Consider the following 19807-nt stretch of genomic DNA (forward strand, 5'->3'; position numbering starts at 1 on the left):
CGCATGCACGCCGCGCGCGTGACCGGTCATTCGAACGGCCCCGGCGGGCCACCCGTCCTGCGATCCAGCGGAACTGCCATGTCGATTGAAGCCAAACTCGTCTGTCGCAATGTCTGGAAGATATTCGGTGCGGGTGCCCGCGAAGCCGTGTCCTCAAACGGTGGCAAGCCGGACGCCGGGACCCTCTTGAGCGCCGGCCTGGTCGGTGCCGTCAGGGACGTCAATCTCGAGGTGCGGACCGGCGAGATCTTCGTCATCATGGGACTGTCCGGCTCCGGCAAGTCCACACTGGTGCGTTGCCTGTCGCGGCTGATCGAGCCAACCTCGGGTGAAATCCTGTTCAACGGGGAAAATCTGCTGGCGGCCAGCGAAGCCCGGATGATCGAGATCAGACGCCATCAGATGGGTATGGTCTTCCAGAATTTCGCGCTTCTGCCGCATCTGACCGTGCTCGACAATGTCGCCTTTCCGCTGGAGGTCCAGGGCATTGACCGGTTGGCGCGGGAGGACCGCGCCCGACGCATGGTCGAACTGGTCGGTCTCGCCGGCAAGGAGACCGCCTTCCCGCGCCAACTCTCCGGCGGCCAGCAGCAGCGCGTCGGCATTGCCCGTTCGCTTGCGGTCGAACCCGAGCTCTGGTTCCTGGACGAGCCTTTTTCGGCGCTTGATCCGCTGATCCGCCGAGAAATGCAGGACGAATTCCTGCGCCTGCAATCGGTGCTGAAGAAGACCATCGTCTTCATCACCCACGATTTCGACGAAGCGATCCGGCTCGCCGACCGCATCGCGATCATGAAGGATGGCGAAATCGTGCAGGCCGGTACGCCCGAAGAACTCGTTCTGGCGCCAGCCACCGATTATGTCGCCGAATTCACCCGCCATGTCGCCCGCTCCAAGGTCGTCAAGGTCGCGTCCCTGATGACGGCTGCAACCGGCCCCCTGCCCGCGGCCACCACCTCGCAGTCGGCCTCCGTCTCCGAAGCCGCCGCCCTCTTTCTCAACGCCGGCGACACGCTTGGCGTCGTCGATGCAGAGGGCCGACCGGTTGGCCTCCTGCGACGCAGCGATGTCGTCGATGTGATGATGCAGGGCTGAAGCCATGAACCCATTGCCCGCCCCGCCATTCGAGGCCGCCGAGACCGACAAAACGTCGACTGGCAAACGCCTGGCGGATGGCGCCCTGGCGATCGTCGCTTTCACGGTCCTGATGGCCTGGTGGCTCGGTCCATCGATCGGCCAATGGGCCTTCGACTATCCACGCGCCTGGCAAATTCCCGCGGCTCGACACATCAGCCAGTGGATGAAGTGGTTGGTCAACGAGGCGAGCTTCGGCCTCTTCTCCTTCACCGATTTCACGCGCTTCATCGCTGATCTCATCGACATTCCCTATACCCTGGCGCTCGGCCTGCTCGCCACGGGCTTTCTTTCCGGCCAGGGGTCTGCAGCAGTCCAGATCGTCCCGCCGATTTCCTTCCTGGGTGTGATCCTCCTGGTCGGCCTGCTGGGATACTATGCGGGCGGACGCAGGCTGGCGACACTGGTCGTGGTCTGCTTCGGTTTCCTTGCCGCTTTTGGTCAGTGGTCGAGTGCCATGGTGACGCTCGCGTCCATCCTCGTCGCCGTTCCGATCGGTGTCGCATTTGGTCTGCTTCTGGGGCTTGCCGGTTATCGCTGGCCATGGGTTGACCGGGCCATCACCCCACTCCTGGACCTGATGCAGACGATCCCGATTTTCGCCTATCTCGTGCCGATCCTCTTCCTCTTCGGTTTTGGCCCGACGGCTGCCATTGTCGGTACGGTGATCTATGCCATGCCGCCCATGGCCCGTATCACCATCCTGGGCCTGAGAGCCGTGCCGTCGGAAATCCGGGATCTCGGCCACATGGTGGGCTGTTCGCGTCACCAGATGACGTGGAAGGTTATGGTGCCCTCAGCGGCCGATCCGATCATGGTCGGCGTCAACCAGGTCATCATGCTCTCGCTCAACATGGTGATCATTGCCTCGATGATCGGCGCCGGCGGCCTCGGTTTCGAGGTGCTGGCCGCCCTGCGCCGCCTCGACATCGGAGCAGGCTTCGAGGCGGGCTTCGCAATTGTTGCCCTTGCTGTCGCCCTCGACCGCCTGAGCCAGGCTATCGCCCGGAAAGCTGGTGTTCCTCCTGTTCTCGCGGAGGGCAGGACCAGTCTTGTCCAGCGTCACCCCTATCTGTCTGCAGCCCTCGCAGTCATCGTCGTCAGCCTGATCGCAAGTCTTCTGTCCCCTTCTCTCGCCACACTGCCAGACAGTCTCACCCTGTCGACCGGCACCTTCTGGAACGAGGTGGTGAAATGGATCAACATCAACTTCTTCGACGTGCTCGAGGTGATCCGCACCACCCTCCTGCTGAACCTGCTGGTGCCGGTCAAACGCTTCCTGGCCGAATTGCCCTGGCTCGGTGTCGTCGCCCTTCTCGCCATCGCCGGCTTCCGTCTTGGCGGTTTCAGGCTCGCTGCACTGGCCGGCGCCCTCTCCTTCCTGATTGCCGCGACAGGTCAATGGGAAAAGGCGATGGTGACGGTCTATCTGTGCGGCATCGCCGTCATCATCGCGAGCCTGATCGGCATCCCGATCGGCATCCTTGCCGCGGAGCGGGAACGGGTCTGGCGCTGGCTGCAGGTGGTGATCGACACGCTGCAGACGCTGCCCTCCTTCGTTTATCTCATGCCGGCCGTGATGCTGTTCCGCGTCGGTGATTTCACCGCCCTCATCGCCATCGTCGCCTATGCCGTGGCACCCGCGATCCGTTACACGGCGCTCGGCCTCCAGCGCGTCGATCCAAAGGTCATCGAGGCTGGCCGCGCCATGGGCTGCACTCCCTTTCAGATCCTCACCAAGATCAAGCTGAAGCTCGCACTTCCCGAACTCATGCTCGGTCTGAACCAGACGATCATGTTTGCCTTGTCTATGCTCGTGATCACGGCCTTGGTCGGCACCCGCGATCTCGGCCAGGAGGTCTATATCGCTCTGACCAAGGCCGATACCGGCCGCGGTATTGTCGCCGGGCTTGCTGTCGCCTTCATCGCCATCATCGCCGACCGGCTGATCTCTGCCGGTGCTGCACGTCTCCGGGAGCGAATGGCATGACCGACGTCACCCCGCCCCCCCTGATTGAAGATCGCATCGCGGCCCTGCCCTGCTGGAATGGAGCACTGGAGATCTCCGTGCTCAAGGGCGGCCTGAGCAATGAAAGCTTCCTGGTGGCTGATGCCACCGGCCGTCACGTTGTGCGTTTCGGGACCGACTATCCCTTCCATCAGGTGTCCCGGACCCGCGAACTCATGACGGCGCGCGCCGCCCATGAGGCCGGCTTTGCTCCGAAGGTGGAATATGCCGAGCCCGGCATCATGGTTTCGACCTTCCTCGAGGCGAAGACATTCTCAGCCGGCGACGTTGCGGCCGAACGCGAACGCGTCGCTCTTCTGCTCAGGCGCTTTCACAACGAGATGCCACGCCACGTCTCCGGCGCCGGTTTCATGTTCTGGCCCTTCCACGTTGTGCGCGACTACGCCCGCACGCTCGAGGCTGGCGGCAGCCGGATGATCCCTCAACTCGCGCGTTACCTTGTTCTGGCCGAGGAACTGGAAGCGGTTCAGTCCCCTCTCCCCATTGTTTTTGCCCACAATGACCTCCTCCCCTCGAACATCCTCGATGACGGCGAGCGGCTCTGGTTGATCGATTTCGAATATGCCGGCTTCTCGACGGCGATGTTCGACCTCGCCGGGGCGACTTCGAATGCCGGGCTGACAGCGGACCAGTCGGAGGAGTTTCTCACCGCCTATTTCGGCGGAGCCCCCTCGTCCGAGATCCGCCGCTCGCTCGCCGCCATGCAATGTGCCTCGCTGCTGCGAGAAGCGATGTGGAGCATGACCTCCGAGCTCTACCTTGATGCGCCGGGCGCCGACTATGTCGCCTATACGGCCGAAAACCTCACGCGCCTGCAAGAAGCGCTGGACCACTACAACTCTGTCTATGGGAAACACTCCAAATGACCCTGCCCTCCCACGCCCAGATCGTCGTCATCGGCGGTGGAATCATCGGCTGCTCGACCGCCTATCATCTCGCCAAGGAACACAAGGCAGACGTGCTGCTTCTCGAACAGGGCGCACTCACATCGGGTTCGACCTGGCATGCGGCCGGCCTCGTCGGCCAGTTGCGCTCCTCCGCGTCCATCACCCGCGTGCTGAAATATTCGGTCGACCTCTACAAGGGTCTCGAAGCCGAAACCGGTCTGGCCACGGGCTGGAAGATGAGCGGCTGCCTGCGACTGGCGACGAACCAGGACCGCTGGACCGAGTTCAAGCGGCTTGCCACGACCGCCGGCAGCTTCGGCATGGAGATGCATCTCGTTTCCCCCGAAGAGGTGCAGCGTATGTGGCCGCTGATGAATGTCGATGATCTCGTCGGTGCCAGCTGGTTGCCGACCGATGGCCAGGCGAGCCCGTCCGACATAACCCAGTCACTGGCCAGGGGCGCGCGGATGCATGGCGCGAAAATCCTCGAGAACGTGCGGGTGACGGGCTTCGAGATGAAGGAAGACCGGATCACCGCGGTGAAGACGAGCGAGGGCGATGTCACCTGCGAAAAAGTGGTGAACTGCGCCGGGCAATGGGCACGTCAGGTCGGTGCGATGGCCGGCATCAACGTCCCTCTGCAGGCCGTCAAGCACCAGTACATCATCACCGAGAAGATCGACGGCCTGTCGACCGACGCCCCGACGATCCGCGACCCCGACAGGCGGACCTACTACAAGGAAGAGGTTGGCGGCCTGGTGATGGGCGGCTATGAGCCCAACCCGCAAGCCTGGTTCACCGGCGATCTGCCTGACGATTGGGCCTTCCGCCTGTTCGACGACGATTTCGACCATTTCGAGCAGCACATGGTCCAGGCCATCGAACGCGTTCCGGCTTTGGAAAAGGTCGGGGTCAAGCAGATGATCAATGGACCCGAGAGCTTCACGCCGGACGGCAATTTCATTCTGGGTGCTGCGCCAGAATGCAAGAACATGTTCGTCGGCGCAGGTTTCAACGCCTTTGGCATCGCGTCCGGCGGAGGCGCCGGCTGGGTGCTGGCACAATGGGTGATCGACGGCGAGGCCCCGCTCGATCTCTGGGTCGTCGACATCAGGCGTTTCGCCGGCATGCATCGCGATCGTCAGTGGGTCTGTGACCGCACCCTGGAAGCCTACGGCAAACATTACACGATTGCCTTCCCGCACGAGGAATATGAAAGCGGCCGCCCCCGCCTCGTCTCTCCGCTCTACGACCGCCTGAAAGGTTCGGGCGCCGTATTCGGTTCGAAACTTGGCTGGGAGCGCCCCAACTGGTTCGCCCCGTCGGGCACGGAACCGAAGGATGTCTATTCGATGGGACGGCAGAACTGGTTCGATCCCGTCGGCGAGGAGCACCGCCACGTGCGTGAAGCGGTCGGTATCTTCGACCAGTCGTCCTTTGCGAAATACGAATTGTCGGGTCCTGATGCCTTGAAAGCGCTGGACTGGATCTGCGCCAATGACGTGAACAAGCCTGTCGGCCGCCTGACCTACACACAGCTCCTCAACACGAGGGGTGGCATTGAGGCAGACTTGACCGTCGCTCGCGTCTCGGAGGAAACCTTCTATATCGTCACCGGAACGGGTTTCCGCACCCATGACTTCGGCTGGATATCAGATCATATTCCGCCGGGTGCCGATTGCACCCTCGCCGATATCACCGAAGACTGGGGCACACTGTCACTGATGGGGCCGAAGTCCCGCGACGTGCTCAGCAACGTCACCCCGGCTGATCTCTCGAATACGGCCTTTCCCTTCGGCCATGTGCGCGAACTGTCCATCGCCGGAGCAACCGTTCGAGCGCTGCGTGTCACCTATGTGGGCGAGCTCGGCTGGGAACTGCATATCCCGATCGCCGCACTTGGAGACGTCTATGATGCGCTGATGACCGCGGGCAAAAGCCATGACATCCGCCCGATCGGATACCGCGCCCTGGAATCCCTGCGCCTCGAAAAAGGCTACCGTGCCTGGAGCTCCGACATCACGCCCAACGACACCCCCTTCGAGGCAGGCCTCGGCTGGGCGGTGAAGCTCCGTAAGAACACGGATTTCCTGGGTCGCCGGGCGCTGGAAAGCCTCGCCGGCCAGCCGCTCAAGAAACGGTTGATGGGTTTCACTGTCGATGATCCCTCGATCGTGCTTGCCGGGCGCGAGACGATCCTCAGAAACGGCGAGCCGGTCGGCTACCTCACGAGCGGCGGCTACGGCTACACGGTGGCCAGGAACATCGGCTACGGCTATGTGCGCAATGCGGAGGGCGTCAGCGACGACTACCTAAAAAGCGGCGTCTACGAATTGGTGGTCGCAGCAGCAAGGACGCCGGCCACGCTGCACTTCGGGCCGATGGTCGACCCGGCCATGGACAAGATCAAGGCCTGAGGGGTTTGCCCATGTCATTTCGCGCGGATCGTCACGTCCACATCCTCATCATCGGCGGCGGCGCCATCGGCACCTCTATTGCCTACCACCTTGCCCGCGATGGTGCGAAGGATGTGCTTCTCGTCGAAAAATCCATGCTCACCCATGGCTGCACCTGGCATGCGGCGGGCCTCGTCGGTCAGCTCCGGGGAAAGCGCAATCTGACCAGGCTGATGCAGAACTCGGTCGCCGTCTTTGATCGGCTGGAAGAGGAGACCGGGCAACACATCGCCTGGAAGAAAGTGGGCTCCCTCAGGCTTGCCGGCAGCCCGGAACGCTGGAGCGAAATCCGCCGGTCGATGACCCAGGCAAAAAGCTTCGGCGTGGAATGCCATTCCCTCTCCGCTGACGAAGCTGCCAGCCGTTTCCCGTACATCGTCCGGGACGGCATTGAAGGTGCAGCCTTTATCCCCGGCGACGGCTATATCGACCCCTATTCCCTGACCATGGCCTATGCCAGAGGAGCCCGCATGAACGGCGCGAAGATCGAGGAAGGCGTCACTGTCGAGGAGATCGTCGTCAATAATCGCCGCGTCGTCGGTGTCGTCACGAATGGTGGCACCATCTCCTGCGACATCGTCGTCAACTGCGCCGGCCTCTGGGCAAAGCGCGTCGGCGAGATGGCAGGCGTGCCGCTGGCAGCGGGTGTCGTGGAACACCAGTATTTCCTCACCGAGAAGAAGCTGACCCTGCCGCCGGACCTCACCACGCTGCGCGATCCTGACAACAATTTCTACCTGAAGCCGGATACCGGCTCCTTCGCCATCGGCGGCTGGGAAGACGGCACGAAGGGCTGCTGGCGCGGCAAACCGCTGCTCGATTTCGGTCGCGAACTCTTCGAGCCCAACTGGGAGCGGCTGGAGCTCTTTGCCCTGCCAACCGCGACCCGCATTCCCGCCCTGAACGACATTGGCATCCAGACCGTGATCAACGGCCCGATCCCGGTCTCCTTCGACGGCGAACCGATCATGGGGCTCGCGCCGGAACTCGACAATTTCTATGTCGCCTGCGGCTTTACCGCCGGCATCGCGGCCTCTGGCGGTGCGGGACTGGCGCTCTCGAACCTCATCCTGCACGGTGATGCCGGCATGGACCTTTGGCCTTTCGACGTCCGTCGTTTCGGCGCGGTGCATGCCCAGGGCCGGTATCTCGAGCAACGTGCCATCGAGGCCTATGGCGCCTATTACAAGGTCCATTGGCCGGGCGAGGAAGCGCAAGCCGCGAGAGGCCTGCGCCGCTCGCCGTTGCACGAGGTCCTTGCCAGGAACGGTGCTGTCTTCGGCTCGAAATTCGGCTGGGAACGCCCCAACTGGTTTTCGCAAGCGGGCTCGGAAAACCGGGATATCCCCTCTTTCGAGGACAAGCCGAACTGGTTCGACGCTGTCGGAGATGAGGTCAAGGCAATCCGCGAGCGCGTGGCGCTCATCGACCAGTCTTCCTTCTCAAAGTTTCAGATCAGCGGCCCCGGTGCCTGGGCCGCCATGCAGCGGATTGCGGCAAACGATCTCTCCGGCCCGCCCGGCAAGGCCGTCTACACCCAGCTTTGCAACGCGCGCGGAGGTATCGAGGCCGATGTGACCATTGTCCACCTCGCCGACGACCTGCTCTACCTGATCACCGGATCCGGATTCGGTGTGCGGGACGGCAACTGGGTCTCCCGTCATCTGACCGAGGGCGTGATCCTCAGCGACTTAACGAACCGGTTCGCCACCCTGAACATCTGCGGTCCGCGGGCTCGCGAGGTGCTGCAGAGCGTGTCCGACGACGACCTTTCCAACGCAGCCTTTCCCTTCCTATCAGCAAGACGCATCGAAATCGGTGCTGCAACGGCGCTTGCTGTCCGCATCGGTTATGTCGGCGAGCTCGGCTATGAACTCTATGTCGACCAGGAGTATGCCGCTCACGTCTACGACACGCTGAAGGCGGCCGGAAAGTCCTTCGGCATCGCCGATGCCGGCTACCGGGCCATCGATGCGGCGCGTCTGGAGAAGGGCTATCTCTACTGGTCCGGCGACATCACGCCCGACTACAACCCATATGAGGCCGGTCTCGGTTTCTGTGTTGCCCTCGACAAGGGGGACTTCATCGGCCGCGATGCCTTGGCGACGATCAAGGCGGCAGGCGTCGGGCGCAAGCTCGTCTCCTACACCATCGACGGCTTTGCCCCTTTTCACGGCGGCGAGGCCGTCTTGCTCGACGGCAAGGTCGTCGGTTCCACGGCCAGCACCGGTTACGGATATACGCTCGGCAAGACGATCGCCTTCGGCTACCTGCCAGCCGAAATGGCGAACGGCGAAGAATTTGAGATCGAGGCCTTCGGCAAGAGCTACCCGGCGCGCCGGGGTGCCCGCAGTCTCTATGATCCGAAGATGCTGAGGCTGAAAGCATGAACGAAGAGGCCGAAATTGCGCTTGCCCGCGAAACAATTAGGACGATTCCCCTGCTTGCCGGTTACAACGGACCGATCGAGCGTTTGGGCGGCCTCACCAATCTCGTCTTCCGCGTTGGCGACCACTGCCTGCGCATCCCCGGCAAGGGCACCGAGGAATACATAGATCGGGTCAACGAAATGGTGGCGACGGAGGCCGTCGCCCGTGCCGGTGTCGGCCCGGATATTCTCTTTGCGGATCCCGCGAGCGGCGTCTTCCTCTCGCGTTACCTCAATGGTGCCGCGACCATGACACCGGATCGCTTCCGCTCGCGCGCCGGCGCTCCTGCCCGGGCCGGCAAGGCCTTTCGAAAGCTGCATGACAGCGGGGCCATCTTTCCGGCACGGTTCGAGCTGTTCGCGATGATCGACAGCTACCTCGGCATCCTCGAAACGAAGGATGTCGCCCTTCCCATGGGATATCATGATGTGCTCCGGGAGGCCGAAGCCGTGCGGGCGGCGCTGTCGGCCCATCCACTGCCGAATCTTGCCTGCCACTGCGATCCGCTTTGCGAAAACTTCCTCGACGATGGAGAACGCATGTGGATCGTCGATTGGGAATATTCCGGCATGAACGACCCCATGTGGGACCTCGGCGATCTCTGCATCGAAGGCGGTTTCGGCCCGGAGCAGGAGGAGGAGATGATCCAGGCCTATTTCGGCCGCGAGCCCTCCCCCGCCGAGCGGGGCCGGATTGTCATCTACAAGGCAATGTGTGATTTGCTGTGGACCCTCTGGGGCCTGATCCAGCTCGCCAACGGCAACCCCGCAGACGATTTTCGCATCTATGCCGATAACCGTTTCGCCCGCTGCCGCGGCTTGATGCAAATCTCGGATTTCTCCCGCGCCATTGAATCCGTCGCGCGCGGCTCATCTGGCGGATGATTCCGGCTTCGCCCAGACCGACCGGCGAAGCTGATTCAGGATCTTAGAGAACTCAGATATCCATTTCAAATTGCATGGTAAACTGGTCGTAGCCAGGTTCGACATGCGACGGCGTCTCGGCCATGACTGTCTCGTAGTCGAGCGGCGTATGCATATGCGTCAGCACGGCACGTTTCGGCGCCAGCCGCGCGATCCAGCCGAGCGCCTGTTCCAGCGACAGATGGCTCGGATGCGGACGATATTGCAAGGCGTCGATGACGAGCAGATCGAGACCGGAGAGTTTCGCCACCGTCTCGTCCGGAAAATCGGAGACGTCGCAGCAATAGGCGACATTGCCGACCCGGAGACCGATCGAGATGATGTCGCCATGCTGCTGTTCGAGCGGCAGAAGTGTGATCGGCCCGCCTGCCCCGTTGACCTCGATCGGCGCGGACATGTTCTCGATGATCTGCGGCGCGACGATCGGCGGATAATTGCTGCCTGAAGGCGTCTTCAGGCAATATCCGAAGCCCTCCTCGATGCGCGCCATGGTGTAGGGCTCGGCATGGATCGGAATACGGTTTCTCTGGGTGATGAAATAACCTCTGAGGTCGTCGATCCCGTGCAGATGGTCCGCATGCGCATGGCTGTAAATCACGGCATCGATATGCGCGACCTGGGCGCGGATCATCTGCTCGCGAAAATCCGGTCCGGTATCGACAACGACGGTTGTCTTGCCGCCATCGGGTCCGATCTGCTCGATCAGGAAGGAGGCGCGGGTCCGCCGGTTGCGAGGATTGTTCGGGTCGCAATTGCCCCAGTCGCCGTTGATCCTCGGCACGCCTGGTGACGACGAACAACCGAGCAGCGTGAACCGGCGCGTGACCCTCATCAAAGCTCCCTCAGCTGAGCCGTGGCATCTTGGAGAAGCAGCGAAAGGCATTCTCTGTCGTGATGTCTGCCATCTCCGCGTAGCTCACGCCCTTCACCTCGGCCAGAACCTCCGCCGTATTCACCACATAGGACGGCTCGTTGCGTTTTCCACGCCAGCGCTTCGGCGCCAGATAAGGGGCATCCGTTTCGACCAGCAACAGGTCCAGTGGCACGCTCCTGGCGATCTCGCGCAACTCTTCCGATTTCGGGAAAGTCACAATGCCGGAAAAGGAGACGTAGCCGCCGAGCGCCACACCGGTATCGGCAAGCGTCTGTCCCGATGAGAAACAATGGAGGATGAAGGGGAAGGCACCCTTCCGGGTCTCGGCAGTCAGGATATCGGCCATGTCCTCATCGGCGCTACGGCTGTGAATGACGAGCGGCAAGCCCGTGCGTCGCGCCGCCTCGATATGCCGGATCAGGCCGGTCTTCTGGTCCTCGGGCTTCTGCGTGTCATAGAAATAGTCGAGCCCCGCCTCGCCGATCGCCACGATCTTCGCGTGGCTTTCCGCCAGCCGAACGAGTTCGTCCGCCGTCACGTCCAGCTCGTCGCCCGCATTGTTCGGATGCGTTCCGACCGAGCAGAAGACGCTCGGGTAACGCTCGGTGAGTGCAAGCAGCGTCTCGAGTTTCCGAACCCGCGTCGAGATCGTCACCATCTGCTTCACGCCGGCCTGATGGGCGCGCGTGACAAGCTCGTCACGCTCTGCGTCAAAATCGGCGAAGTCCAGGTGGCAGTGCGTATCGATCAGCATCGTCTCACGCCTTGCCCGTGTCCGGCGCAACGTAACGCGGATAGACCGGCGACGGTGCCGGCAGCTCCGTGCCCGGCTGAAGGCGACCGGCAGAGCCGAGCTTGGCAAAGACCCGGTCTTCGTCGGCCACGGCCACGAGATCCAGGATCTTCGCCGAAGACGCCGGCATGATCGGCTGGAAGAGGATGGCGATCTGCCGCACCACTTCCGCGGTCACATAGAGCACGGTGCCCATGCGCGCCTCGTCGGTCTTCTTCAGAACCCACGGCGCCTGGGCTGCGAAATAGCGGTCGGCCTCGTTGACGATGTTGATGATCGCCGCCACCGCCTTGTGGATCTGCTGGCGGCCCATCTCGTCGCGGCAGATCGCGATGGCGTCGTCGGCGACCTTGAGGATCGCCTCGTCTTCCGCCGTCAGCGGACCGGGTGTCGGCACCCTGCCCTCGCAGTTCTTGTTGATCATCGACAAGGAGCGCGAGGCGAGATTGCCGATGCCGTTTGCGAGGTCGGCATTGATGCGGGTCGCGATCCCCTCTTCCGAATAGCTTCCATCCTGGCCGAAGGAGACCTCGCGCAAGAAGAAGTACCGCACCTGATCAAGGCCAAAATGGGCAACGAGATCAACAGGATCGACGACGTTGCCTACGGATTTCGACATCTTCTCGCCCTTGTTGAGCAGGAAGCCATGGGCATAGACGCGCTTCGGCAAAGGCAGGCCCGCCGACATCAGGAACGCCGGCCAGTAGACGGCGTGAAAGCGGATGATGTCCTTGCCGATGATATGCACGTCGGCCGGCCAGTATTTGGCGCGCGCTTCATTCTCGTCTTCAACATAGCCCGTCGCGGTGATGTAGTTGGTCAGTGCGTCGACCCAGACATACATGACATGCTTGTCATCGCCGGGCACCTTGATACCCCAGTCGAAGGTCGTGCGCGAAATCGACAGGTCCTTCAAGCCCGACTTGACGAAGGAGATCACCTCATTGCGGCGCTCGTTCGGTCCGATGAAATCCGGCTGGTCCTCGTAAAGCTTGAGAAGCTTGTCTTGGTAGGCCGAGAGCTTGAAGAAATAGCTCTCTTCCTCGACCCATTCGACCGCCGTCCCCTGCGGCCCGTAGCGCACGCCATCGGCGCGCAGCTCGGTCTCTTCCTCCTGGTAATAGGCCTCGTCGCGCACCGAGTACCAGCCGGCATAGCCGCCCTTGTAGATGTCGCCATTCTTCTCCATCCGCCGCCAGACCTCCTGCACCGTCTGGTGATGGCGCTGCTCGGTCGTGCGGATGAAGTCGTCGTTCGAGGCATTCAGCAGCGTGCCCATCTCGCGAAAGGCATTGGAATTGCGCTCGGCCAAAGTCTCGGGCGAAATCCCTTCCGCGCGTGCCGTCTGCTGCATCTTTTGCCCATGCTCGTCCGTTCCGGTCAGGAAGAACACATCCCGGCCGTCGAGCCGCTGGAATCGCGCCATGGCGTCCGTCGCGATCAGCTCATAGGCATGGCCGATATGCGGCTTGCCGTTCGGATAGGAGATGGCAGTGGTGATGTAGAAGGGATCGCTCATGGCTTCTTGTTGTCTTTTCGTCGGTTGCGATGTCACGAGGCCGGACAATGGCGGCGTAGGGCCGGCCATGAACGGCGAAAACAATTGGGGTCGAACGCTCTTAAAGCATTCCTCGGCCTTTAGGAACATCCGTTTTGCTGCAGCGCCACGAAGTCGCTTCCCGGCCGCAGGATCAGCGCACGATCGCCGCCAGCACGTCGAGGATCGTCTGCTTGCGGTCCAGATTGTAGGCAGCCGCCACGCCGAGCTGCTGGTTGATGACGGAGGAGAGCCGGGCATAGTGCTCGGCGCCGCCGAGATCACCCGCCATGGCAAGCTTCCGTGCCGCCTCGGCCAGATGATCGCCGAGATGTTCGGTGAAGAAGCCGAAGGCGACTTCGCTGTCCTTGCCCGAAAGCGCGTCGGCAATCTTGAACATCATCCGCCGTTGCGCAGGGCCGGTCGCGGCAAGCATCTGCTCGAAGGCCTCCAGAATGTCGGCGCCGCCATAGTTCACCAGCTTCAGCGCGCGCGCCACGCTGCCCTTGGCCAGCGAAAGCACCGCCTCGCGCTTCTCTGCGGGAACCGAGAGACCGAGCTGCCCCAGCGCCTGATCCATGGCCGGCGGCGATAGTTCATGCAGTTTGAGCGGCAGGCAGCGCGATCGGATGGTCGGCAGGAGCTTGCCGGGCGCGTGGGACAGCACCAGGAACATCGCGCGCTTCGGCGGCTCCTCAAGGATCTTCAGGATCGCGTTTGCCGCATTCCGGTTGAGATCGTCGGCGGGATCGATGATCACGATACGCCAGCTGCCCGTACCGGATGTCTGGCTGAAGAAATGTCCTGCTTTCCGCACTTCGTCGACGGTGATCGCAGTCCGCACACGCCCTGTCTTTTCGTCAACAGGCCGCGACAGATGCAGAAGATTGTGGCTGGCACCCGAGGCGAGTTGCCGTGTCACGGGATGCGCCGGGTTCGGATCGGCAATCACCTCCGGCGCAGTCTGTGGCTCCGGATGGCGCAGGATGTGATTGGCAAAGCGAAAGGCGAGCGTCGCCTTGCCGATTCCCTCGGGGCCCTCGATCAGGACTGCATGGTGGCCCTTGCCCGATCGATAGCTGCGCGCCAGAAACTCTTCCGCCGCCTCGTGACCGAAAAGCTTGATATTGCTGACCGGCGCGATCGCCCCGTCGAGAAGCCCTGCTCTCTCGTCACTCATGACCGCGCCGCCTGCCCGTCGTCGGTCTGGCCGGAAGCCGGTCCGGCCATCACGCGTTCCACTTCCGACAGGATGTCGCGCGCAATGCGGTCGACATCGAGCGAGGCATCGATAACCCGACAACGTCCCGGCTCGCGCAGAGCAATGTCGAGAAAGCCTTGCCGGCGCTTTTCGTGGATTTCGAGTTTTTCCTTCTCGAAACGGTCCGGTGTGGCCGTTTCGGCCAGGGCGCCTGCCCTGCGACGCGCCCGCTGCAATCCGACCTCCGCCGGAAGGTCCAGCACCAGCGTCACGTCGGGCATGCTTGTCCCGATCGAGACGCGCTCGAGCGCGGCCATGAGCGGCGGTTCGAGATTGCCGGTCACGCCCTGATAGACGCGCGAGGAATCGACGAAACGGTCACACAGGACGGTCTCCCCGCGCGCGAGCGCCGGACGGATCACGCAATCCAGATGATCGGCCCGGGCCGCTGCGAAGAGCAATGCCTCCATGCGCACGCCGAAAGGTTCGGCAGCACCCGAAAGCAGAACATGGCGGAGCGCTTCTGCGCCGGCAGAGCCACCCGGCTCGCGGGTCGTCACGACCGTATGGCCGCGCGCGCGCAAGGCTTCCGCAAGCAGGCGAATCTGGGTCGATTTCCCAGCCCCCTCGCCTCCCTCGAAAGTCACGAACAATCCGCGCGCCGTCGTCAATGCCTTGCCTACTTCCCGCCTGCGGCGTTCCAGATTTTCACCCTGTCGGGCATGCCTACGGCTCTAAACCAAGATGCTCGCCCGCGAAACCGCGAACAGCAGATGCGGCTGCATTTTACGTCAGATCCAGAAGAACAGGAGTTCGATCACTGCATCCCAGGCCCGCTGGCGCAGTGTCCCCACTTCAACCGCCTCTGCACTTTGCAGGGGCAGGCTTCTCAACAGCCGTTCGCCGGAATAGAGGTTGAGCGTGGCGATTTCGCGATCCGCGGCGACCGGTGGATCGAGCGGCCAGCGATAGACGATGCGCGCCTGCAGCCGTTCTGGATTGTTGACCGGAACATAGACCTCGATTGCTCGATCGGCGACAAGTGGCACCTTGGACGAAGCGCCGCCATAGACACTTGCTTCACCGACAACCTCACCCGCCTTGAACAGCGTGCGCATCTCGAAACTGTCGAAACCCCAGGCAAGCAGCCGCGCCGCTTCATCGGTTCGCTCCTTGTTGGTCTGAGCGCCGCCCAGGCCGAGAAAGAGCCGCCGTCCCCCCCGCTCCATCGAGGCGACGATGGCAAAGCCGCTGCCTTCGGCAAAGCCGGTGCCGAGCCCGTCCGCGCCGAAGGATAAAAGCGGATTGCGATTGCGCTGCAGGATCGTGTTCCACTCGAATTCGGGCAGCCTGAAGGTCCGGTAGAGGTCCGGATAGGTGTCGACGAGATGGCGCGACAGTTTCACGAGGTCGAAGAGTGTGGATCGATTGTCGGGATGCGGCAGGCCCGTCGCATTGCCGAAGTGGCTATCCGTCAGCCCGAGTTCGGCAGCCCGGGCATTCATCCGATCGACGAACTTCGCCTCAGACCCCTCCATGCCCTCTGCAATGATCAGACAGCCGTCATTGGCCGTCTGCACCGCGATCCCCTTGACCAGATCGTCCACCGATACCTGGCTCTTCACCGCTGCAAACATGGTGGATGTGCGTGACGGCGCGCCCCCTGTTCGCCAGGCGTATTCCGAAACCGGATAGATCGTATCCGGTCGGATCTCGCCCGTCGTCAGCGCATCGAAGACGACTTCGAGCGTCATCAGCTTGGTAAGCGAGGCTGGCGCAAAACTCTGGCGCTCGTTCTTGGCGAGCAGCACCGTGCCCGTGGATGCCTCGATCAGATAGACTTGCGTTGCCTTTGTCTCGATCAGTTGCGGGGCGGGAACGGCCTGTGCGTGCGCCGAACCGGGCTCGGCCGAGACGAGTGCTGCAAGCAGCAGGAGAAAGGAGAGGAAAGGACGCATGATCACACTTCGGCTAAGGGGCGCAGGCCCTCTCCTTGCCCGGTCGCAGCGGCGTCAGAGCCCGCTGGAGAGCTTGATGCCGCCCGTCGCGACCGAGGAGAGAATCGACCGCTCGGTGAGGCCGTCATTGCGCACGAGAATGGCATCGAAGGCAAGCGCGCCGGCTTGCGCCGGTTCCTCGGCATAGGCCGAAGCAAAGCCCGACCCGTCGTAGCCGTCGACATGATGCGGCCTCGGCATTGGCGTCGGACCATAATCCGGAAGCGCCGCAAAGGTCTCGCCCGGCATCACCGTTGCGCCAGCACTCCCCTGCATCAGAAGCTGGGCATCCAGCGTCTGCTGGACCGCTCCGCCACTGGGCGTCGAACCGGCGAGCGCTGTCTGATAGGTGGTCGCGACCGGGGGCTGATATTCAGGCATGGTTGTGTCGTTCGACGCGACCATGACGCCGGATGCGATCTGGCCACCCGGATCGATGACAGGGCCTCGATCGCCCTTCCGGGTGTAGGAGGCCATCAGATAGGGCATGTCATGCCCGTCCATCCGGGCCGGCCCGACATATTGCACGCGCACTTCGCCGGTACCGCTGTGTTTCATGTCCAGCATGTCGGCCGTCTTGCGCGACAGGTCTATGATACGGCCCTTGTGAAACGGACCGCGATCGTTGATGCGCACGACGACGGAACTGCCGGTATTCAGGTTGGTGACGCGTGCATAGCTGGGCAGAGGCAGAGTCGGATGGGCAGCCGACAAGTGTTCCTTGTCGTAGAGCTCGCCATTCGCCGTCATCCGCCCATGGAAGGCATCGCCATACCAGGAGGCAACGCCGACCTTGTCATAGTCAGGATTTTCCTTCGGCACGAAGGTCTTGCCCTTCACCACATAGGGCTTGCCGACCATATAGCGCCCGCCGCCCTTGGGGACCGGCCCACTCGCGACCAGCCTCGGGCTCGCCTTCACGCCATAATCCGACTCGGCAAAATATTCCTTCGACCGCTTCGGCTTTTCAGCCGTGTCCTTGGTGGTCGAACAGGAGGCGAAAGAAGCGCAGAGCAGCGCCAGGCCGAACCACTTTGCCGATTTGGCCCCAAGGCCGTGCGTCGTCAGATGCATGTGTCCCACTTCAGATCAGCGGGGCATGCTGACATCGCGCCCCATCTGCGAGGCCCCCATGCCCCGCTCACTTGCGCGCAATTAACCTGTGCAAAAATGGCCAAAATGGGAAAAGTCACAATTTGAACGATCCAGAACGCCAGAATCTGCATTCATGGTTAATCGGACACTAACGTCGGGCGGCGCATTACCCGATGCGAGTCGGGTGGCTGCATGCGGCAAAACCATGCCGCAAGGCGCGACAACACTCTTGCCAAGTCTGATCGCTTTGCGCATAACGCCCCCGTCTGGAAGAGTGTCCGAGTGGTTTAAGGAACCGGTCTTGAAAACCGGCGTGCGGGAGACCGTACCGTGGGTTCGAATCCCACCTCTTCCGCCACAACCCTATATTTGTGCCGCGCCATTTCTGTTGACGTCGGCTGCTCCAATCCGGGGTATCCTGAAACATCGTCAGCAACACACTGCAACTGATTTGCTGTTGCGGCATCTGGTGATTCCCTCATCAACCAGGCGCAGTCGATCCCGCGCGCCCCGCATGGCGGCGCTTCGCTGACGCCCCTGCGGCTGCGCTGTGGTCTGATCTTGCCACGCGCGAATCCAGCCCCGGCCGTTGCGGATCATGGGCTCAAGCTTCCGATGGGCGCGCCCTGCAAGTCGTCGGGCTTTATCTGCATGGTCAGGCTGCCACAGGCGTAGACCTGGCAAGAGGGCCGTTACGGGTTGCTCGATGCGAATGCCGATGCCAGGCGTTTGGCAGCCTCGACCGCCTGGTCCCCGTGCAGCGGCCAGGACTGCGTCAGGCCTTCGAGGATGACCAGCATGGCCACCTCCTGTCCGGCAAGCCCCGCCGCGGCGGCCGCACGCTCGGCCACCTCTTTCTTGTGCCGCTCGAGCAGGTCGCGCAAGGAGGCATTGCCGGGGTCGGCAGCCACCGCCGCATGGAACAGACAGCCATGCGCGGCCTCGATCTGCATCCACGTGCCGATCCGGTCCATCAACAGGGCACGGGCCTCGCCTGGATCATCCGGCAAGCCGTGCATCACCCGCGCCATGTAACGTTGATGACGATGTTCCAGCGCAGCCTTCACCATATCGGCCCGCGAGGGCGTATATTTGTAGAGCGTGCGCAGGCTCACCCCGGCGGCCTCGCGCAGGGTGTCGACATTCGGCTCGGCAAATCCGTGGCTGGCAAAGGCCCGTTCCAGCCCGGCGGCGATCTTTTCTCGGATTCCGTCCATGCTTGACGCGGTAAAGGGATTGCTCTACCGCCGCAAGTAGAGGAAGTGCTCTACTTTGCGAAAGGACGACCGATGGCGCGGCCCGAAATGATGAAAGCCGTCCTTCTGACCGGTCACGGCGGCCTCGACCGGCTCGAATTCCGCGACGATATCCCTGTCCCTGAGCCGGCAGCCGGCGAGGTTCTGATCCGCGTCCGCGCCTCGGCCGTAAACAACACCGACGTGAACACGCGCACGGGTTGGTATTCGAAGGTCGTGCGCGGCGACACCAATTCGGCCGCGACCGCCGGCTATGACGGCGCGTCGGATGCCGATGGCGGATGGTCGGGCGCGCTGTCCTTTCCGCGGATTCAAGGCGCCGATTGCTGCGGCGAGATCGTCGCCGTGGGGCGGGAAGTCGACCCGGGTCGCGTGGGCCAGCGCGTTATCGTGCGCCCCATGTATCAGCCGAAGGCCAGCGATGACCCGCATGCGCTTTTCACCTTCGGATCCGAAGTCGACGGGGCCTTTGCCCAGTTCGCCGTCATCGAGACCGAACATGCCATCGCGGTGGACAGTGCCCTGACGGATCTTGAGCTGGCCTCCTTTCCTTGCGCCTTTTCCACCGCCGAGGGCATGATCCAGCGTGCGGACCTTCGCGCCGAACGCGTGCTGATCACCGGGGCATCCGGCGGGGTGGGGTCGGCGGCAATCCAGCTGGCGAAACGGCGAGGCGCCCATGTGACTGCGGTGACCTCCCTGTCGAAGGCTGAGGCCCTGCGCGATCTTGGCGCAGACGCCACGCTGGCGCGCGACGACGCGCTGCCGACGGATGCCTTCGATGTGGTGCTCGATCTGGTGGGCGGCGGGCGCTGGCCAGACCTGCTGGAAGCGCTCAATGTGCGCGGGCGCTATGTGACCTCCGGCGCGATTGCGGGCCCGATCGTCGAACTGGACCTTCGCACGCTCTATCTCAAGGACCAGACCCTGATCGGCAGCACCCGGCAGGACCCGCGCGTCTTTGCCGACCTCGTGGGATACATCGAGCGGGGGGAAATCCGTCCGGTCCTTGCCGGCAGCTATCCCCTGCACGAGATCCGGAGCGCCCAGGCGGCGTTTCTCGAAAAGGGCCATATCGGCAAGATTGGTCTGCACATTCCGTAACGCCCATGGCACGGCCTCACCGTCACGTGTAGCATGTCCCGTGCATGCACTTTCGGCCAGACCAGAGTGCCAAAGATTGGACGGCAGGCCCA

The 19807-nt window shown here is 62.7% G+C and carries 15 protein-coding genes and 1 tRNA gene; 8 read left to right on the forward strand and 8 right to left on the reverse strand.

All coding sequences use genetic code 11. The features are described 5' to 3' along the window. Positions 1-78: 78 nt before the first annotated feature. From LJE98_RS12200 to LJE98_RS12225, 6 genes are read left to right on the forward strand one after another with little or no spacing between them, the layout of a single operon-like run. Positions 79-1095, forward strand: a complete 1017-nt coding sequence (locus LJE98_RS12200) for a quaternary amine ABC transporter ATP-binding protein (protein WP_229575490.1) — start codon at positions 79-81, stop codon at positions 1093-1095. Positions 1096-1099: 4 nt separating this feature from the next. Further along, the gene (locus LJE98_RS12205; RefSeq protein ID WP_229575491.1) at positions 1100-3124 is read left to right on the forward strand and encodes an ABC transporter permease; all 2025 of its coding nucleotides are present in this window, start codon (positions 1100-1102) and stop codon (positions 3122-3124) included. Beyond that, the gene (locus tag LJE98_RS12210) at positions 3121-4029 is read left to right on the forward strand and encodes a phosphotransferase (RefSeq protein ID WP_229575492.1); all 909 of its coding nucleotides are present in this window, start codon (positions 3121-3123) and stop codon (positions 4027-4029) included. The genes LJE98_RS12205 and LJE98_RS12210 overlap by 4 nt, the downstream gene beginning before the upstream one ends. Next, positions 4026-6467 carry a GcvT family protein gene (locus tag LJE98_RS12215; RefSeq protein ID WP_229575493.1) on the forward strand — a complete coding sequence of 814 codons (2442 nt, stop codon included), beginning with the start codon at positions 4026-4028 and terminating at the stop codon, positions 6465-6467. The genes LJE98_RS12210 and LJE98_RS12215 overlap by 4 nt, the downstream gene beginning before the upstream one ends. Positions 6468-6478: 11 nt before the next feature. After that, on the forward strand, positions 6479-8896 hold the full coding sequence (locus tag LJE98_RS12220; protein WP_229575494.1) for a GcvT family protein: 2418 nt from the start codon (positions 6479-6481) through the stop codon (positions 8894-8896). Next, the gene (locus tag LJE98_RS12225) at positions 8893-9819 is read left to right on the forward strand and encodes a choline kinase family protein (RefSeq protein ID WP_229575495.1); all 927 of its coding nucleotides are present in this window, start codon (positions 8893-8895) and stop codon (positions 9817-9819) included. Before LJE98_RS12220 ends, LJE98_RS12225 begins: the two co-directional genes overlap by 4 nt. Positions 9820-9871: 52 nt before the next feature. Here LJE98_RS12225 and LJE98_RS12230 read toward each other — a convergent pair whose 3' ends face one another. The 7 genes from LJE98_RS12230 to LJE98_RS12260 form a co-directional block, all read right to left on the reverse strand. Continuing rightward, positions 9872-10690: an MBL fold metallo-hydrolase gene (locus LJE98_RS12230; RefSeq protein WP_229575496.1), complete on the reverse strand. Its 819-nt coding sequence runs from the start codon at positions 10688-10690 to the stop codon at positions 9872-9874. A 10-nt stretch (positions 10691-10700) separates the two neighbouring features. Next, complete coding sequence (locus tag LJE98_RS12235; RefSeq protein WP_229575497.1) at positions 10701-11486, reverse strand: TatD family hydrolase; 786 nt, start codon at positions 11484-11486, stop codon at positions 10701-10703. A gap of 4 nt (positions 11487-11490) precedes the next feature. Then, entirely contained in the window at positions 11491-13044 is a 1554-nt protein-coding gene (gene metG / locus LJE98_RS12240; protein WP_229575498.1) for a methionine--tRNA ligase, read from the reverse strand. Between the two features lie 172 nt (positions 13045-13216). Then, on the reverse strand, positions 13217-14242 hold the full coding sequence (locus LJE98_RS12245; protein WP_229575499.1) for a DNA polymerase III subunit delta': 1026 nt from the start codon (positions 14240-14242) through the stop codon (positions 13217-13219). Then, entirely contained in the window at positions 14239-14934 is a 696-nt protein-coding gene (gene tmk / locus LJE98_RS12250) for a dTMP kinase (protein WP_229575500.1), read from the reverse strand. The genes LJE98_RS12245 and tmk overlap by 4 nt, the downstream gene beginning before the upstream one ends. A gap of 120 nt (positions 14935-15054) precedes the next feature. Continuing rightward, on the reverse strand, positions 15055-16221 hold the full coding sequence (locus LJE98_RS12255; RefSeq protein WP_229575501.1) for a D-alanyl-D-alanine carboxypeptidase family protein: 1167 nt from the start codon (positions 16219-16221) through the stop codon (positions 15055-15057). Positions 16222-16275: 54 nt separating this feature from the next. Then, positions 16276-17334, reverse strand: a complete 1059-nt coding sequence (locus LJE98_RS12260) for a septal ring lytic transglycosylase RlpA family protein (RefSeq protein WP_229575502.1) — start codon at positions 17332-17334, stop codon at positions 16276-16278. Positions 17335-17623: 289 nt separating this feature from the next. Here LJE98_RS12260 and LJE98_RS12265 point away from each other — a divergent pair. Next, positions 17624-17713, forward strand: a tRNA-Ser gene (locus LJE98_RS12265). A 334-nt stretch (positions 17714-18047) separates the two neighbouring features. Here LJE98_RS12265 and LJE98_RS12270 read toward each other — a convergent pair. Further along, positions 18048-18572 (reverse strand): TetR/AcrR family transcriptional regulator, encoded by a 525-nt coding sequence (locus LJE98_RS12270; RefSeq protein ID WP_229575503.1) that lies wholly within the window; start codon positions 18570-18572, stop codon positions 18048-18050. Between the two features lie 72 nt (positions 18573-18644). On the opposite strand from LJE98_RS12270, the gene LJE98_RS12275 reads away from it, so the two are divergent. Further along, on the forward strand, positions 18645-19715 hold the full coding sequence (locus LJE98_RS12275) for an alcohol dehydrogenase family protein (protein ID WP_229575504.1): 1071 nt from the start codon (positions 18645-18647) through the stop codon (positions 19713-19715). The last annotated feature ends 92 nt before the right edge of the window (positions 19716-19807 follow it).

The sequence above is a fragment of the Rhizobium sp. 'Codium 1' genome, from assembly GCF_020889605.1.
In the GTDB taxonomy this organism is placed as follows: domain Bacteria; phylum Pseudomonadota; class Alphaproteobacteria; order Rhizobiales; family Rhizobiaceae; genus Allorhizobium; species Allorhizobium algae.

Excerpts from the sequence above, each read along its gene's own strand:
- LJE98_RS12200 (WP_229575490.1), top strand. The coding sequence starts at position 79 with ATGTCGATTGAAGCCAAACTCGTCTGTCGCAATGTCTGGAAGATATTC.
- LJE98_RS12205 (WP_229575491.1), top strand. The coding sequence starts at position 1,100 with ATGAACCCATTGCCCGCCCCGCCATTCGAGGCCGCCGAGACCGACAAA.
- LJE98_RS12210 (WP_229575492.1), top strand. The coding sequence starts at position 3,121 with ATGACCGACGTCACCCCGCCCCCCCTGATTGAAGATCGCATCGCGGCC.
- LJE98_RS12215 (WP_229575493.1), top strand. The coding sequence starts at position 4,026 with ATGACCCTGCCCTCCCACGCCCAGATCGTCGTCATCGGCGGTGGAATC.
- LJE98_RS12220 (WP_229575494.1), top strand. The coding sequence starts at position 6,479 with ATGTCATTTCGCGCGGATCGTCACGTCCACATCCTCATCATCGGCGGC.
- LJE98_RS12225 (WP_229575495.1), top strand. The coding sequence starts at position 8,893 with ATGAACGAAGAGGCCGAAATTGCGCTTGCCCGCGAAACAATTAGGACG.
- LJE98_RS12230 (WP_229575496.1), bottom strand. The coding sequence starts at position 10,690 with ATGAGGGTCACGCGCCGGTTCACGCTGCTCGGTTGTTCGTCGTCACCA.
- LJE98_RS12235 (WP_229575497.1), bottom strand. The coding sequence starts at position 11,486 with ATGCTGATCGATACGCACTGCCACCTGGACTTCGCCGATTTTGACGCA.
- metG (WP_229575498.1), bottom strand. The coding sequence starts at position 13,044 with ATGAGCGATCCCTTCTACATCACCACTGCCATCTCCTATCCGAACGGC.
- LJE98_RS12245 (WP_229575499.1), bottom strand. The coding sequence starts at position 14,242 with ATGAGTGACGAGAGAGCAGGGCTTCTCGACGGGGCGATCGCGCCGGTC.
- LJE98_RS12255 (WP_229575501.1), bottom strand. The coding sequence starts at position 16,221 with ATGCGTCCTTTCCTCTCCTTTCTCCTGCTGCTTGCAGCACTCGTCTCG.
- LJE98_RS12260 (WP_229575502.1), bottom strand. The coding sequence starts at position 17,334 with ATGCATCTGACGACGCACGGCCTTGGGGCCAAATCGGCAAAGTGGTTC.
- LJE98_RS12270 (WP_229575503.1), bottom strand. The coding sequence starts at position 18,572 with ATGGACGGAATCCGAGAAAAGATCGCCGCCGGGCTGGAACGGGCCTTT.
- LJE98_RS12275 (WP_229575504.1), top strand. The coding sequence starts at position 18,645 with ATGGCGCGGCCCGAAATGATGAAAGCCGTCCTTCTGACCGGTCACGGC.